Annotated in this window: 16 protein-coding genes; 4 read left to right on the forward strand and 12 right to left on the reverse strand. The window is 44.0% G+C overall.

The genetic code is table 11. From position 1 onward, the window contains the following. Positions 1-5: 5 nt before the first annotated feature. Together BLS64_RS05565 and BLS64_RS05570 are read right to left on the reverse strand one after the other, a co-directional pair. On the reverse strand, positions 6-665 hold the full coding sequence (locus BLS64_RS05565; RefSeq protein ID WP_093112526.1) for a flavodoxin family protein: 660 nt from the start codon (positions 663-665) through the stop codon (positions 6-8). 26 nt (positions 666-691) lie between these two features. Next, a complete protein-coding gene (locus tag BLS64_RS05570) occupies positions 692-1,549 on the reverse strand; it encodes an SDR family NAD(P)-dependent oxidoreductase (RefSeq protein ID WP_093112527.1) in 858 nt (285 codons plus the stop codon). 251 nt (positions 1,550-1,800) lie between these two features. Here BLS64_RS05570 and ku point away from each other — a divergent pair, with 251 nt between their 5' ends. The 3 genes from ku to BLS64_RS05585 all read left to right on the forward strand — a co-directional run bounded on the left by ku (position 1,801) and on the right by BLS64_RS05585 (position 6,301). After that, positions 1,801-2,580: a non-homologous end joining protein Ku gene (gene ku, locus BLS64_RS05575; RefSeq protein WP_093112528.1), complete on the forward strand. Its 780-nt coding sequence runs from the start codon at positions 1,801-1,803 to the stop codon at positions 2,578-2,580. Beyond that, positions 2,581-5,004 (forward strand): DNA ligase D, encoded by a 2,424-nt coding sequence (ligD, locus tag BLS64_RS05580; RefSeq protein WP_093112529.1) that lies wholly within the window; start codon positions 2,581-2,583, stop codon positions 5,002-5,004. A 94-nt stretch (positions 5,005-5,098) separates the two neighbouring features. Next, positions 5,099-6,301, forward strand: coding sequence for a GAF domain-containing sensor histidine kinase (locus BLS64_RS05585; RefSeq protein ID WP_093112530.1), 1,203 nt, complete (start codon positions 5,099-5,101; stop codon positions 6,299-6,301). 12 nt (positions 6,302-6,313) lie between these two features. On the opposite strand, the gene BLS64_RS05590 is transcribed toward BLS64_RS05585, so the two are convergent. Then, on the reverse strand, positions 6,314-7,336 hold the full coding sequence (locus BLS64_RS05590; RefSeq protein ID WP_093112531.1) for a helix-turn-helix domain-containing protein: 1,023 nt from the start codon (positions 7,334-7,336) through the stop codon (positions 6,314-6,316). 509 nt (positions 7,337-7,845) lie between these two features. Between BLS64_RS05590 and BLS64_RS05595 the strand changes: the two genes are divergently transcribed. Further along, positions 7,846-8,475: an NAD(P)H-dependent oxidoreductase gene (locus tag BLS64_RS05595; protein WP_093112532.1), complete on the forward strand. Its 630-nt coding sequence runs from the start codon at positions 7,846-7,848 to the stop codon at positions 8,473-8,475. On the opposite strand, the gene ribB is transcribed toward BLS64_RS05595, so the two are convergent. From ribB to BLS64_RS05640, 9 genes are all read right to left on the reverse strand, one after another. Further along, a complete protein-coding gene (gene ribB, locus BLS64_RS05600) occupies positions 8,472-9,608 on the reverse strand; it encodes a 3,4-dihydroxy-2-butanone-4-phosphate synthase (protein WP_093112533.1) in 1,137 nt (378 codons plus the stop codon). The genes BLS64_RS05595 and ribB overlap by 4 nt on opposite strands. 31 nt (positions 9,609-9,639) lie before the next feature. After that, the gene (locus BLS64_RS05605; protein WP_093112534.1) at positions 9,640-11,094 is read right to left on the reverse strand and encodes an LptF/LptG family permease; all 1,455 of its coding nucleotides are present in this window, start codon (positions 11,092-11,094) and stop codon (positions 9,640-9,642) included. A 2-nt stretch (positions 11,095-11,096) separates the two neighbouring features. After that, positions 11,097-11,741 (reverse strand): LolA family protein, encoded by a 645-nt coding sequence (locus tag BLS64_RS05610; protein WP_093112535.1) that lies wholly within the window; start codon positions 11,739-11,741, stop codon positions 11,097-11,099. Positions 11,742-11,760: 19 nt separating this feature from the next. Then, a complete protein-coding gene (locus tag BLS64_RS05615; RefSeq protein WP_093112536.1) occupies positions 11,761-14,136 on the reverse strand; it encodes an FtsK/SpoIIIE family DNA translocase in 2,376 nt (791 codons plus the stop codon). 143 nt (positions 14,137-14,279) lie between these two features. After that, the gene (locus BLS64_RS05620; protein ID WP_093112537.1) at positions 14,280-14,648 is read right to left on the reverse strand and encodes a diacylglycerol kinase; all 369 of its coding nucleotides are present in this window, start codon (positions 14,646-14,648) and stop codon (positions 14,280-14,282) included. Then, positions 14,649-15,149: a thiol peroxidase gene (gene tpx, locus BLS64_RS05625; RefSeq protein ID WP_093112538.1), complete on the reverse strand. Its 501-nt coding sequence runs from the start codon at positions 15,147-15,149 to the stop codon at positions 14,649-14,651. It abuts the gene before it with no gap. Positions 15,150-15,282: 133 nt separating this feature from the next. Beyond that, positions 15,283-15,531 (reverse strand): DUF6952 family protein, encoded by a 249-nt coding sequence (locus tag BLS64_RS05630; protein WP_093112539.1) that lies wholly within the window; start codon positions 15,529-15,531, stop codon positions 15,283-15,285. Next, positions 15,512-15,823 carry a thioredoxin family protein gene (locus tag BLS64_RS05635; protein ID WP_093112540.1) on the reverse strand — a complete coding sequence of 104 codons (312 nt, stop codon included), beginning with the start codon at positions 15,821-15,823 and terminating at the stop codon, positions 15,512-15,514. The genes BLS64_RS05630 and BLS64_RS05635 overlap by 20 nt, the downstream gene beginning before the upstream one ends. 15 nt (positions 15,824-15,838) lie before the next feature. After that, on the reverse strand, positions 15,839-16,477 hold the full coding sequence (locus tag BLS64_RS05640) for a peroxiredoxin (protein ID WP_093112541.1): 639 nt from the start codon (positions 16,475-16,477) through the stop codon (positions 15,839-15,841). Between the last annotated feature and the right edge of the window lie 43 nt (positions 16,478-16,520).

Here is a 16,520-nt window from a genome sequence, read left to right on the forward strand (position 1 = left end):
TTGATTTACTCTTCGGTTTTGCTGATCTTTTTCGCCTTTTCCTTCAGTTCTTTAAGGTTGGAGGTATATTTATTGTCCTTTAAAGTTTGGGCCAGGTGTACCATGTTGTAGACCATGGTATAAAGGTTCCTGTTGGTGAAAAAGTGCTTGTCGCCTTCGGCTTCTATATAAGCCGGCCCCGGACCTGCCTTACCCACGTAATAACTAAAAGCGTTCACGGGAATGGTGAACCCATGTTCTGAAAGGTCAAAAAGGATGCTGGAAATGGCTTTTTTCGCACCGTCTTCATTTCCGTCTACCATGACACCGGCGACCTTATTGAAGGTTGGATATTGGCCGTTCTCTTCATTGGCCTCACTCCAGATCCCGTCAAAACGTTCGGCTACCATCTTTGCTACGGCGCTGCGGTCTCCCCGCCAAATGGGCGTTGCGATGATCATGATATCGCTTTCTTTCACCTTTTTCAGGATGCCGGGCCAGCCATCGCCTTCTCCTTCATCTGAGGAGTTTCCGAATTTCACGTTTTGATCCACCACCCGAATGCTTTCCGTTTCCACATTTAGCTCATGAAAGATCTTTTCGGCATTGGCAATGAAAGCCTGAGTATTGGAAGTTTCGGGAGATCTTTTGAGGGTACAGTTTAGAAAAATTGCTTTTAAAGGCATTTAATTCAATATTTAGAATGGTTAAATTATCTTACTGAGGTCGCACCATCCTGCTGGTGCTTAAGGTCTAGTTTTCCTTTCGGTTCTTTGGCCAGTTTAGAAGGTATATCGCCGCCTACAGCACCTTTGGCAACAGTAACTCCGCCATCGGCAGAATAGACCGCGCCGGTGACATAGGAGGCTTCATCTGATGCCAGGAAAAGGTAAACATTGGCGATCTCTTCGGGAGTACCGCGTCTTCCAAGCGGAGTAGCCTGAATGAGCTGTTTTTCCATAGTCTTATTGATCCCGCTGGTTTCTTTGTGCGTCCAGGCAGTGTCAATAGGTCCGGGAGCCACGCAATTAGCCCGAATCCCGTTTTTAGCCTGTTCCACCGCGACTCCTTTCATGAAGGCGTGCATAAAACCTTTGGTGCCTCCATAAGGAGTGACGTTGGCAAGGCCAATTTTTCCCGCTTCAGAACCTGCAGAAACAATGCAGCCCCGGGTCTTTTTCAATTCAGGCAGCGCATATTTTGTCATGAGAAAAGCGGTGCGGATGTTATTTTTCAGCAAATTGTCAAATGCCTCTACAGAATAAGATTCCAGGCTGTTCACTTCGGGATAAACCCCTGCGTTGTTGATAAGGATGTCCAGCCTGCCCCAGTTCTTCACGGCAGCTTCTACCGCGCCTTTGGCGTCATCTTCAGAAGAAATATCGGCCGAATATCCAATGGCGACTCCTTTTTCTTTCTTGATTTCATTGATCACATCCTTTACAGGATCCTGCGGCATGCCCACTACCAGGACTTTGGCACCTTCCCGGGCAAAGAGCTTAGAAATGGCTTCTCCAATTCCCGTCGCACCCCCCGTGACAATAGCTACTTTTTTTTCTAGACGGTTCATATTTGATCTATTTTTAAGCTGAAACTCCTCTTAACGAGGATATTTTAGCGTGGTTTTCAAAAATTGCCACCTTAATTTACCTGCTTTTACAGGACTTTCAAAAGCGATTAAGAAAGAATTAGCGGACTTTTCCTAAAAAATTAACGCTTGGCTAAGGGGTTGCGGTTCTGTGAGTTAAGGCTTTACTAATCCTTCTGAAACTGCGCTAAAAACCATTATCTTGTAGGGAAGAACATCCTAAACCCACAGTTATGAGGTCTATTTGGAATGGGACCATAAGTTTTGGTCTGGTCTCGATACCCATTAAAATCTATTCCGGAAGTGAAGAAAGAACGCTTGACCTGGACATGCTTGACAAGCGTGACCTGGCGCGCATCAGGTACAAAAGGGTGAATGAAAACACCGGGGAGGAAGTGGAATGGAAAGACATCGTGAAAGGATACAAGGAGGATGACAGTTACGTTGTGCTTGAAAAGGAGGACTTTGACAAGGCAAACATGAAAAAGTCCAAGACTATTGACATAGAGGAATTCATCGAAGAAAAGGATGTTGCAGATGTTCTCTTCAAAAAACCTTATTTCCTGGAGCCTCAAAAAGATGGTGAGAAGTCATATAACCTGTTGAAGAATGCTTTAAAGGATACCGGCAAACTGGGTGTAGCCACTTTTGTGATGAGGGCGAAAGAAAACCTGAGTCTCATTGGAGTGTATAAAGATGCGCTGGTTTTACATGTGATACGATTTGCAGATGAGATCCGCGATCCTGCCGATCTTAAACTGCCCGATACCAAGGTTTCCAAAAAGGAGGTAGATATGGCAAAATCCCTGATCGAGCAGTACACCGAAGAATTCGATTTCGAAAAGTACAAGGACATTTACAACGAACAATTGCTGAAGATCATCAAGGCCAAACGCGGAGGCAAAAAGACCAAAGTGGAAAAATTCGAATCCAAGCCTACTCCCGCAAAAGATCTTATGGCTCAGTTGAAAGCCAGCCTTGATAAAAAGAAGAAGAAAAAAACCGCCTCATAAATGGGACTGGATGAATACAAGCGAAAAAGGGATTTTTCCAAGACCCCTGAACCCGAAGCCACTTACCATAAGAATAAAGAACATTTAAGATTTGTCATTCAGCGGCACCGGGCGACCAGGCTGCATTATGACTTGCGGCTTGAAATGGAAGGCGTGCTCAAAAGTTGGGCAGTGCCAAAAGGGCCTTCCATGAATCCTCGAGACAAGCGCCTGGCTATAATGACCGAAGATCACCCAATAAAATATCTCACTTTTAAAGGAACCATTCCCAAAGGTAATTATGGCGCGGGAGAAATGAGCATCTGGGATGAAGGTACCTATGAGCCGGCTGGCGGGGGCACCGAAAAAGATCTTTTAAAACAGCTGAAAAAAGGAGACCTCAAATTATCATTTTCGGGTACTAAGATCCAGGGAACCTTTGCCCTGGTGCATACCAGGCGGGGAGGAGAGAAGGACAACCAGTGGCTGCTGATCAAAAAAAAAGATGAATATTCTACAGAACTTGATTACGATGCCGAAAATCTAAGCGAACATGCAGCTTCAGAAAAGGTAAAAGAGCTCAAGATCACAGAGCTCATCAAACCCATGCTTGCCACAAAGGCGCCTGAGATCTTTAACAAAGCGAACTGGATATATGAACTCAAATGGGACGGCTACCGGGCGCTGGCAAATATCCAGGACGGGAAAGTTGATTTTTATTCCCGCAACGGGATTTCCTATAAGAACAAATTTGCCCCGCTTTACGAAAACCTGAAAAGTATTCCCCACGATGTCATTCTTGACGGGGAAGTTGTGGTATTGGATGAGGAAGGAAAGCCACAGTTTCAGAAACTACAGAACTACCAGAACGACCCTTCGGGAGAGTTGCGCTACTACGTTTTTGATCTGCTGTTTCTGAACGGCCATAACATCATGCACCTGCCGCTGGTGGAGCGAAAGAGTCTTATTCCGGAGGTGATCGAAGATATACCCCAGGTGTACTATTGCGATCATGTGGAGAGCATGGGAAAAAGCTTTTTTGAGCAGGCAATAGCTGCAGGCATGGAAGGCGTGATCGCCAAACAGGCCGACTCCCATTACCTTCCGGGAAGCAGAAGCGATAAGTGGCTCAAGATAAAAGCTTTTGAAGGCCAGGAAGCGCTCATTTGTGGTTATACCGATTCTGATTCTGCCGCGCCTTTTGGTTCCCTTATCCTGGGAATGCATCGCGATGAGGAGCTTGTTTATATTGGGAATTGCGGTACCGGTTTCAGCGAGGCAGACCGCAGGGATCTTTTCGAGCGCTTTCAGCCGCTGATCACAGAGGAGAATCCCTTTGGAAGGAAACTGAATTTGAAAGGGCGAAAACCCACCTGGCTGCTTCCGGAACTGATCTGTGAGGTCAAATTTTCAGAATGGACAAAATCTGGCAATATGCGGCATCCATCGTTTAAAGGATTACGATTTGACAAGGTGCCGGCAGAGATCAACAAAGAAAAAGTAGTAGAGGCACCAAAGCAGAAACCTTCCGAAAAAAGATCGGGTGAATCCCTGGAGATCGACGGGATCTCTGTGCCGGTAAGCAACCTTGACAAGGTTTATTGGCCAGACTCTGGTTTGAGAAAGTACGATCTCATTGATTACTACCTGCAAATTTCAGAATATATTTTACCCTTTTTGAAGGATCGGCCCGAGAACCTGCATCGCCATCCAAACGGAATAAAGGAAGAAGGCTTTTACCAGAAGGATACCGCAGGAATATTTCCGCACTGGCTGGAGACGGTGAAGATATTTTCAAAGCACAATCAAAAGGAGATCGAATACGTGCTTTGCCAGAATGAAGCCAATTTGATCTACCTCGCGAATTTGGGGTGTATCGAATTGAATCCGTGGAATTCCAGGAAAGGAAGTCTTTTGCATCCAGATTATACAGTGATCGACATCGACCCTTCAGAAAAGGCTACTTTTGAACAGGTCATCGAGGTGGCCCAGGCAGGAAAAGAGGTTTTGGACCGGGCAGGAATAAAGGGATATGTGAAAACCTCGGGCTCCAGCGGGCTTCATATCTATATTCCCTTAGGCGCAAAATATACTTATGAGGAAGCCCGTGATTTCACCAAGATCCTGTGTTATTTCATACAGGAAGAATTGCCAGATCTTACTACTATGGAGCGGAATGTCAAAAAACGAAAAGGAAAGATCTATCTGGATTATTTGCAGAACCGCAAAGGGCAAACTCTGGCGGCGGCATATTGCGCAAGACCAAAACCGGGAGCTACGGTTTCGGCACCGTTAGACTGGAAAGAAGTAAAACCGGGGCTGGACATGAGAGATTTCACTATCAAGACCATGCCGGAAAGGATCAGGGAGAAACCTAAATTATTTCTTCCGGTCCTGGAAAAGGGAATTGAGATAGAAACCGCTTTAGAAACTCTTTCTCGATGAACGGTAAGTTTTGACTGTTAATAGGTTAGGGTTGTAAATTAGGATTTCTTTAAGAATTATGTATCTTTAAAAAAATTTAAATTTTTGCGGGAAGATGATGAACCCAAAGATTACCGGTTCCACTAAAGAGGAAACTGCAAGGATAGAGTTACTGAACAAATACTGCGTGCTTGACACTCCTCCCGATGGTAGTTTTGACGGAATAACAAAACTTGCTGCGAAATTATTGAAAGTGCCCATTTCCATCATCAGTTTGGTAGATGTTGACAGGATCTGGTTTAAAAGCAAACACGGTTTGGAGGTGAGCGAAATTCCGCGGGACCCAGGACTGTGTGCTTCGGCTATTCTTGGTGACGATATTTACATTGTGGAAGATGCACGAAAAGATCCCAGGACGCTGGCAAATCCCCTGGTAGCAGGAGAGATGGGGCTTCAGTTCTATTTTGCGGTTCCCTTGCGCACTAAAGAAGGTTATAAACTGGGTACTCTCTGTGTTATAGACAAAGAACCGCGTAAAGTGTCTTCCGAAGAAAAAGAGATCCTGAAGAGCCTGGCAGAACTGGTCATGAACCAGATAGAATTACAGTTGGAAGCCCGCTGCGCCGTGCAACATCATTATAAAGTTCTCAACACTGCCGCGCACGAACTTAAAAATCCTGTTTCCATTATGCCTTTGCTGGCAGAGCTTATCATGGAAAACAAAGAAAACCCTGCTGCTATTGACGATATCTCCAAACAGATCAAGGACGCAGGCCGCAGAATGGCAGATACCATTAATTCCCTGATTGAATCGGCTATAGAAGATTCAGATTCTATGCAGCTTCGCCTTGGAATGGTGGAGATCTCTGAAGTGATCCGGGGCGTTGTCGATGCAAACATGGCCCCGGCCAGAAAGAAGGGCCAGGAATTGAATCTTAAAGCGGGGAAAACCTGTAGAGTCTATGCCGATCTAAAAAGGATCACAGAAGTGGTCGATAACTTAGTGAACAATGCGATCAAATTCTCGGGCGCCAATGACCGTATCAAGGTGAGCCTTCAGAAAAAAGGTAAGAAAGCCGTAATTAAAGTGGCTGATTCCGGGCCGGGACTTACGCGTGATGATCTCAAAAACCTCTTTAGAAAATTCACCTCCCTGAGTGCAGAGCCTACCGGGGGCGAATCTTCTACAGGTTTAGGCCTTTTTATAGCCAGAGAGGTCGTGCAGGCGCATGGCGGAACAATCTCTGCCGAAAGTGAGGGTAAAGGAAAAGGTTCCTGTTTTACCATTCAACTTCCGCTTACTGAAGAGGAGGAATAAAGGGGAATAGTTCTAATCCTGCTCTATATCCCTTGGCTGAAGGAAATATTTCGGGCTTACGCCATATTTTTCCTTGAAGATCTTTGAAAAATAGCTTCGATTATTTAGGCCTATCATCCCGACTATTTGAGAAATATTATGGTCTGTATTGCTAAGTAATTCCTTGGCGGCTTCCAGTTTTACCTGTTGCATGTATTTATTGACGGTAAGGTCAAACATATACTTGAAGCCTTCCTGGAGCTTGTTGACATTTGTGCCTACTTCTTTGGCCAGATGGTCTACAGAGTAATTTTTAGTGAGGTCCTCATTAATCACCTCTACCGCCCTCTTTACCTTTTCCACATCGGTGCGGCGTAGGAGGGTAGGTCTTTTTTCCTCGTTTTGATCATCATGGTACTGGTTGATCTGCTTGGCAAGCATTTCGTAGGCCTTGCCTTCCAGGAAGATGGACCTGAGAAAACCGGAAACTTCTTTGTGGTTGATCTCTTCTACGATATCTGCGGCCTGTATACTGTAATTGCCCTGGTAAAAGAACAGTTTTTCAGCGACAGAATCCTCAAAAAGCTGTTTTAGCCTTGGTTCCAGGCCTTCAAAATCATAGTTGTTCCTTTTGCTGAACTTTTCCCTGATGATCTCCAGGCTTGATATATGCACCGTCTCATTGGCCTTGAAGAACAGGATGTGACCGTTATGGCCACTGCTGGAGACGATCACATTTTGATAGGTATCTACAGTGTGGATCTCCTGATTCTCTTCAAAGGCATGATCTACTCTGCCCTCCGAACAAAAAATGAATTTTAGAGGTTGTGTTTTGTTGACCGTGAAGTGCAGCTCCAGGTCCTGAAAAAATGTGCAATAGTATTCAATGATCCCTACTCCGTTTTCAAAACTGGTTCCGCGTACGAAACCCTCTCCAATTTTAGGAGGAAGCTGTAATGTTAATTCTCCTGCATCTTTTTCTATGGGAGTATCTAATTCTTTAGCTAGATCCCCAATTATGTCTTCAACAGGTAAGGCCCTTATGTATAACTTCATTCAAAATTTATATTAGGTTTGCTAAAATAGGACTTAAGCCTATTATATACCGCAACTGCGGAGCAGTTACTATGTATACAGCTAACACTTGTTGTAAAAACGTTAAGGTTCATCTAAACCTAAAATATATTCTTCTAACATTATTTTAAAGTTGTGTTATAAATTGTAATTGTTGTGTGAAAAACAGCAAGATTTAACAGAGCTTTAAACTACTTTTGGGGTTCACCTGAAATCTTTCTGATTTTTAACAAAAGTCATTCTGATTTTGAAAATGAAGAAGGACATGACTGTTATTTATTTGCTTATTGGAATTGAATTATTAATAGTATTGCTGGTGAGTGGATATCTTCTGAAAAAAATCTTCCAACCATATCTTCAAAAAAAGAATAGGAAAAAGAGGAATTAGATCTTCCGGAAAGTCTCTGTTTATAGCGGCTTAAATTTTTTCTATTGTATAGCTGAAGCGCTCTCCCTTAAGGAATGTTTATCTTTGCATTAAAATTAGGTAGATGGAGAGTGTAAAAGCATTAAAATGGCGTTATGCCACCAAGAAATTTGACGCAGCAAAGATCCTTCCCGATGATAAGGTGAAGATCCTGAAGAAAAGCTTCAATTTAACGGCTACTTCATATGGGCTTCAGCCTTTGAAACTAGTGGTGGTTCAAAATAAAGAACTGCAACAGAAGCTGATGGATGCTTCTTACGGGCAAAACCAAGTAGGTACTGCTTCACATGTCCTGGTGATCTGTATCGAGAAAGAGGTGGGAAAAGCCTTTATTGAGAATTATTTCAAGTATGTAAAGGATATACGCAATACGCCGGATGATATTCTGCATCCTTTCAGGGAATCGCTTATAGGCGATTTCGAAAACAAACCAGTTGATGAGGTTCGGGTGTGGGCGACACACCAGGCATACCTGGTTTTGGGAACTTTATTGACAGTATGCGCGGTTGAAGAGATAGATTCCTGCCCTATGGAAGGATTTGAGCCATCAAAATATGATGAGATTCTTGGGCTGGATGAGCATAACCTTAAGTCAGTTTTGGCTTTACCAGTCGGTTATCGTTCTCAGGATGATTTCTTTGCTGAACTTAAAAAAGTCCGCAGGCCCCTGGAAGAAACTATTATCGAGTACTAGTAGTTTACGTACTCGATGATCTCAAGACCATATCCAATCATTCCTACCCGTTTGGTCTGTTTGGTGTTTGACAGTAGTCTTAGCTTGTGGATCTCGAGGTCGTGAAGGATCTGAGCCCCAATTCCGAAGTCTTTGGTATCCATGACGATAGGAGGGGCTTTCATTTCCCCTTTTTTCTGGATCTCTTTAAGTTCTTTTAGACGATTAAGAAGATTTAAAGACTGGCTTTCCTGGTTGATGAAAACTACTGCGCCTTTACCTTCTTCATTGACCGCTTTGAACATGAAATCAAGTTTCTTTTCGGCATCATTGGTAAGCGTTCCCAGGATGTCATTATTGACCAGGGTGGAATTCACTCTTACCAGCACCGGCTCATCAGATTTCCACGCTCCTTTGGTCAGGGCAATGTGCACCTGCTTATTTGTGGTTTGCTGATAAGCTCTTAGCCTGAAAGTTCCGAAACGGGTTTCTATATCAAAATCCTCTTTTTTGACGATGAGGGAATCGTGCTGCATTCGGTAAGCAACAAGGTCTTCTATAGAGACCAGTTTCAGGTCGAATTTTTTAGCGACCTCTACCAGCTGAGGCAGTCTGGCCATTGTTCCGTCCTCGTTCATGATCTCCACGATCACTCCTGCAGGTTCGAATCCGGCAAGTCGGGCAAAATCTATGGCGGCTTCGGTATGACCTGTTCTGCGAAGAACTCCGCCTTCTTTAGCCTTTAACGGAAAAATGTGTCCGGGCCGGGCAAGGTCCTGCGGTTGGGTTTCAGAATTTATCAAAGACCTTATGGTTTTGGCCCTGTCTGCAGCGGAAATACCTGTGGTAACTCCCTGTCCTCTTAGGTCCACTGAGATGGTAAAAGCCGTTTCCAGCGGATCTGTATTATTACCCACCATCATTTCCAGGTTGAGGTCTTTACAGCGTTTTTCGGTAAGGGGTGCGCAGATGAGTCCGCGGCCATGGGTAGCCATGAAATTGATCATTTCGGGCGTTACCTTTTCGGCTGCCGCGAGGAAATCACCTTCGTTCTCACGATCTTCATCATCAACAACAATAATGACCTTACCGGCCCTAATGTCATCAATTGCTTCTTTAATACTGTTTAATTTGAAGGGGTTTTCGTTGGCCATGCCTGTAAATTCTAATTGAGGGCAAAGATATTTAATCCTTTTCGTTTCGGCCCATGATATGCGCTTTTTTCAGCAACTTTTTGATGGGCTCAAAAAGAGCGCTGAACCCAAATAGTCCCTGATCTGTGGTGGCCCTGTAGGTGAGGATAATTCCCAGGGGCAACATAATAAGGGTAGAGAGCCAGGTGGCCAGAAAAGGACTAATAGTTCCTTCTTCTGCGCTGTTCTTGGCAAAGATCCCAATAAAGTGATAGGTGAGAAAAAGCAGGATGGCGATCACCATAGGCAGACCCATTCCACCTTTACGGATAATGGCTCCCAAAGGCGCTCCCACAAAGAAGAGCACGATACAGGCAAACGCCAGCACATACTTTTCATGTAAGGCGATCTCAAATTTATTGAGCCTTTTGGCAGCCATAGTGAGTTCCGCTTTTTTGGACTCTACGGTGGCCACCGCGCCATTTATATTTCCAAGAGCCAGGTTGATGATCTGTGACGCCCTGTAGGGTTCATAAAGCGGAAGGATTCCTTCTTCCAGATCTCTTACTGTATCTGTATCTGTGGGTTTGAGGTCCTTGTTCAGGCTTTTAAGTCCGGTTCTTGCATATAGGTTTCTGGAAAGTCCCTGGACCTCTTCATTGTACGAGGTGGAAAAGGAGTCGATGGTCTGGTTGAGCTCAGAGATCTTAAGCATGTTGTGGGAGTTGCTGTAGCGCTCCTCGTTGAGATCAACTTCATTGAACCCTGAAAGGTCCATGTTGATCGTATATTCCTTAAAATAACTTTTTGCGAAGGGTTTTTTCAGTCGCCCTGAAGGTGAATTGCTTTGGATCTCGTCGTAATAATTTCCATCCCTAAGGATCAGGCTTAGAATATTAGAATCTGTACTGCCCACTAATTCCCCCTTGGTGGCTTTGATCACCGTAAAATTTCCGGAGCGGCGGGGAGATTTTTTATGGATAATGACGTTTTCCAGGTACTGGTCGTTGTTTCCGCTCTTTTCATCAACCTTGATATTGATCTCTCCCAGATCATTGAAGACCCCTTCAGAAATGACCATGGCAGGTTTCAACTGAGCGATGTTCTTTCTAAGGTTAATAGATTTATATTCTGCCGCCGGAATGACATTATTGGCAAATAAAAAAGCTGTTGCACTTACCAACAAAATAAATAGCGTGAGCGAACGCATGGCCCGTTGCAGGGAAATACCTGCAGATTTCATTGCCGCGAATTCATAGTTTTCGGCGAAATTTCCGAAGGTCATGATCGAGGTCAGCAGAATGGTGAGCGGGAGTACAAGCGGTACCAGCTTTGGGCTGAAGTACAGCAAAAATTTTAGAATGATCACAAAATCCAGGTCCTTACCAGCCAGTTCTCCTATGTACAGCCATATGGTTTGCAATACAAAGATGAACATGAGTATTACAAAGACCGAAAAAAATGTTTTTAGGTAGCTGGTAAGTATGTACCTGTCAAGGATCTTCAATTCTAATCTAGCCTGTTTATGTAGTAATCTTTATACCTGTCTTCCCTGAATTGGAACAATGATTCCGGCAGGGGTTGATTGGTCTTAAAACTGTTCACAGTAATAGTGATCTTGGTGCCGTTATCCTGCGTTTGAATCAGGTTGTAAATATGCTTCGTTTGCTTGTCAATTCCTAAAAGAATGTTCTTAATTTCGGCATTGGAGTCAATAGGAGTAAGGTTCACATATTGTATCTTTCTTCCTTTCAGGTCTTCAACCTTTCCCATTTCAGACTTATACCCGTCATTGTAAAAGGTAAGCATTTTTGAGGGAGTGATGTTCTGCTCATCTTCTGGGTCGTATGAGGAGATGTTGATCTCTTCATCTTCAGGAATAATGGTGTACAATTTATTTCCATCAAAGATCCTGGTGGTACCCATGATGTTCAAAAGATACTTTTCACCTTTCAGGCTCACATCTCCGCGGGTCTCATGCTTCACATTTTCTGCAGTGTTCTCAAGGGAGTACTTAAAATCAATGAGGATGTTGTCATAACTTTCCACCTTAGAAGAGACTTCATCCAGTAGTGCTTCGGCATCATTAGGCGCCTGGGCTTTTGCCATCATGGTTACTAAAAATGCGAACACTAACAATCCTAACTTTTTCATTTTATCTTTTTATAGTTTTTTACTCATCCAGTAACTGGTTGAGGCCTTCAAGATCCTGTACCAGAACCTGTCTTGCCTTACTGCCTTCAAAGGGTCCTACCACTCCTGCGGCTTCCAGTTGATCGATGATCCTTCCTGCACGATTATAACCTAATTTTAATTTTCTCTGAAGCAAAGAAGCCGAGCCTTGCTGGGCTATGACGATCACTTCAGCGGCTTCGCGGAAGAGCTTATCCCGATCGCCTACTTCAATATCAAGACCTGTGCCACTTTCCTCTCCGCTGTACTCGGGCAGCTGATAGGCGTCCGGATAGGCTTTTTGAGACCCGATGAATTCGGTTATCTTTTCCACTTCGGGAGTGTCCACAAAAGCACACTGCAAACGCAGCAGAGTGTTCCCCTGGGTGAACAGCATATCTCCCTTTCCAATAAGCTGATCGGCGCCCTGACTGTCTAAAATAGTTCTTGAGTCGATCTTTGAAGTTACCCTAAAGGCGATCCTTGCCGGGAAGTTCGCTTTGATGATACCCGTGATTACGTTTACCGAAGGTCTTTGGGTAGCGATGATAAGGTGAATACCGATAGCCCGGGCAAGCTGTGCCAGCCTGGCAATGGGCGCTTCCACTTCTTTTCCCGCGGTCATGATTAGATCGGCGAACTCATCCACCACCAATACGATGTATGGCAGGAACCTGTGGCCATTCTCAGGGTTAAGCTTACGGGCCTTGAACTTGGCATTGTATTCCTTAATATTTCGCACCATGGCCTCCTTGAGCAGCTCGTAACGCTCGTCCATTTCGATACACAGCGAATTCAGGGTGTTGATCACCTTGGTATTGTCTGTAATGATCGCGTCTTCCGTATCAGGAAGTTTGGCCAGATAATGGCGTTCTATCTTGTTAAAAAGGGTAAGTTCTACCTTTTTCGGGTCTACCAGGATGAATTTTACTTCCGCAGGATGCTTGCTGTAGAGCAGGGAAGTGAGAATGGCATTGAGTCCTACAGATTTTCCCTGTCCTGTTGCACCCGCCATGAGCAGGTGAGGCATTTTTGCAAGGTCTACGACAAAGGTTTCATTTGAAATGGTCTTTCCCAGGGCCATTGGCAGCTCCATTTCGGCTTTTTGGAACTTGGGCGAAGCGATCACGCTGCGCATCGAGACCATGGTCGAATTCTTGTTAGGTACCTCGATACCGATGGTCCCTTTTCCGGGGATTGGCGCGATGATCCTGATGCCAAGGGCTGCCAGCGAAAGCGCGATATCGTCTTCCAGACTTTTGATCTTTGAAATTCGAATTCCGGCTTCAGGAATGATCTCGTAAAGCGTAACGGTTGGCCCTACTGTCGCCTTGATCTGCGCGATATCAATTTTGTAGTTCTTAAGAGTGTCTACAATACGATTTTTATTCTCCTCCAGCTCTTCCTGATTGATAGTGATGCCGCCGCCATTGGCATTGTAGTCTTTTAGCAGTTCCAGGGTAGGGAACTGGAAATTCTTAAGTTCCAGTGTAGGATCGAATTCCCCATAATCCTGCACCAGTTTGGTGCTCAAATTGTCTTCCACCTCTTCTTCTTCGGTGGCTGTTTCGACTTCCATTTCCAGATCGTCCGGATCTTCTTCAGAGCGAATTACCACTTTTTCGGCTGCGGCCTGTGGCTTAGAAGGTTCTTCTTTTTCCTCTTCTTCTATAATGACTTCGGAAGGTTCCTGCTTCTCTTCGGAAGGATCTTTAAAAGATGCTTCAGTTTTTTGCACTGCGGGAGCAGGACGATTTTCCGGGGCTTTAAAATCGTCAGATATCTCCTGTTTTGTGTTTCTGAATACTGCCAGAACTTTTTCAGGAGTGACCTTTAAGCGTGCCACCAGATAGACCACAAGTAAAAATGTAAGGAGAAGAATGGTTCCGGTGAAGCCCAGGTAATCCTGAAGGTAATCATTCATTTCATACCCAATGGTGCCTCCCAAAAGTGAATTGGAACCGGAAAAGAATCCGAAGAAAACCGATAACCAGATCATTACCAGGATACCCCAAAACCAGAAATTTTTCAGCGCATTCTTATTGAGATTGAAAAAGAAATATATACCTGAAGTTACAGTGAGTACAGCCAGGGCGAAAGAAGCGATCCCAAAACCGTCATAAATAAAAAAGTGGCTTATGCCTGCACCGAACTTGCTAAGCAAATTTTGAGTTTGGGTTTCCCTGTCCCCAAGTTGGGAAAGCACGCTTTGATCTGCCTGCCAGTTGAAAAGGAAGGATATAAAAGCTATAAGAAGTGCCAGCCCAAACAAGAATAAAAAGCTGCCTAAAATGATCTTGTTCTTAGGTGAGAGGGTAAGGGAAGGCTTGGTAAAACGGGGCTGTTTCTGTTTCTGGGGAGCTTTCTTCTTAGCCATAGTGCAACTTCGGGTTTGGAGCAAAAATACAAATTAGGACCATCTAATATAAAGAAAAGGAAAAATCTATTCATAAAGTTGTTCACTTCCAGAGCAGCATGTGCTGCCTGGTCGGGAAATCTTCCGCAGAAAAAGCTTTTAAGCTAAAGGGTGTAGAATATGTAAGGAAAGTAGATAATGATACCCACAATGACAGCTATGAGGGCAACAAAGAATACCGCGCCTGCGGCGACATCTTTTATCACTCCTATCTTTACATGAAAATCGGGATGCACAAAATCGGCAATGTTCTCAACTGCGGTGTTCAGACCTTCGGCACCCATGACCATTCCAATGGCCAGCAGCTGTATCATCCACTCTGTGGTGGTAATGTCAAAGTAAAAACCGGCAATGGTCACCAGAATGGCTATGACGAACTGCAGCTGTATGCTGTGTTCATGTTTAAGCAGCAGCCACGCACCTTTTATAGCATAACCACCTCCTTTTATTCGGCCGGTGATGAAATCATACATTTATAAGAGGACTTTTAAAGCTTCAAGATAATCGGGTTCCTGATTGATTTCTTTTACCTGTTGGGTGTAGAGGATCTTTCCGTTCTCATCCAGAACGATCACCACCCTTGACAGGAGGCCTTCCCAGGGGCCATCGATCATTTCCAGCCCGTAGTCTTTGCCGAAATTACGTTCACGAAAATCGGATAAATTCACCACATTCGCAATTTTTTCCTCCCGGGTGAAGCGTTCCTGGGCAAAGGGAAGGTCGCGTGATATGTTCAGCACGGTCACATTGTCCATTTCGTTGGCACGTTCGCTGAAGTTCCTTACAGATGTAGCACAATAATGAGTGTCAATACTGGGAAAGATGTTCATGATCACCCTTTTTCCTTTAAAATCCTGAAGTGTAGCTATGTTAAGTTCGGAGTTTAATAACTCGAAATGTGGTGCTTTTTCTCCTTTTTCAGGAAGCCGTCCATAAGTGGTAATAGGTTTTCCTTTGAACGTAATTTGTGACATATGTTAGCTGATTGGTGGTTGAGCTATTAAATTTATAATATTACGGACTGGCTTTTACTAAAATTATCATAAAACACCGGAGGCTGCTTTAAATTAATAAAGCAGCCTCCGGATACTGAGTTTAAAGGGATTCTTATTTATCTATAGAACCCAGAACTTTTTGCATGAAGCTGTTTGCCGCGTCTCTTTCGGACATACCGTCTTCAATCATTTTTTGAACTTCAAGAGCCCCGCAAATGTTACTGATAAGTTCCCCAATCACATCCATCTCTTCGTCTGATACGGAACGGTGATCACAAAAAGATTCCAGAACCTCAAGGGTGCTTTCCAGCTTTTGCGGCTCGTTGTTCTTTTGTAGATGTCTAATTACTGGTAACTTCATTAACTAGGTCTTTTAAAAGTTCGAATTTATTGGTCTGCACCTGGTTCACCAGTGCCCCATTCTTGAAGGTGGCAAAAGTGGGTAAATTATCAACTTTCGCCAGTTTTCTTGATTCAGGGAATTTTTCTGCATCAACCAGGAGAAATGTCGCATCTTCATTTTCAGCAGCAAGTTTTTTGAACTTAGGCTTCATTACCCTGCAGTTTCCACACCAGCTAGCCATGTATTGTACTACCACAGTCTCATTATCAGAAACTACTTCTGCTAAATTATCATTTGTCAATTCTCTCATCGCTGTGCGCTTTTCTTAGTTAGAGCTTAAGTAAGTAGCAACTCCTGCACGGTTGGCGTTCATCGCTTCTTTACCTTCTTCCCAGTTTGCAGGACAAACTTCACCTTTCTCCTGTACGTGAGAATAAGCATCGATCAATCTTAAATATTCTTTTACGTTTCTTCCAAGTGGCATGTGGTTGATACCTTCGTGGAAGACTTCCCCTTCCTCATCGATAAGATAAGTGGCGCGGTAAGTCACGTTGTCACCTTCTACAGTGTACACTCCGGTTTCCTCATCATATTTCTCGTTAGAGATGTCAAGGATCCCTAATTGGTTTGCGAGATTTCTGTTTGAATCTGCAAGTATAGGGTAGGTAACTCCTTCAATTCCGCCTTCATCTTTTGGAGTATTCAACCATGCAAAGTGAACTTCGGCAGTATCACAAGAAGCACCAATCACCATTACATTTCTTTTCTCAAACTCACCAAGTGCTTCCTGGAAAGCGTGAAGCTCTGTTGGGCACACAAAAGTGAAATCTTTTGGGTACCAGAAAAGCAACACTTTCTTACCGTTCTTTTTTGCTTCTTCAAATACATTGATCTTAAAGGTGTCACCCATGTCGTTCATAGCGTTTACCTCTAAACTCGGGAATTTCTTTCCTACTAAAGCCATATAATTATCTGTTTTTGATTATTAATTAATTTCAGGTGCAAAG

Source organism: Salinimicrobium catena (assembly GCF_900102915.1).
Taxonomy (GTDB): Bacteria; Bacteroidota; Bacteroidia; order Flavobacteriales; family Flavobacteriaceae; genus Salinimicrobium; species Salinimicrobium catena.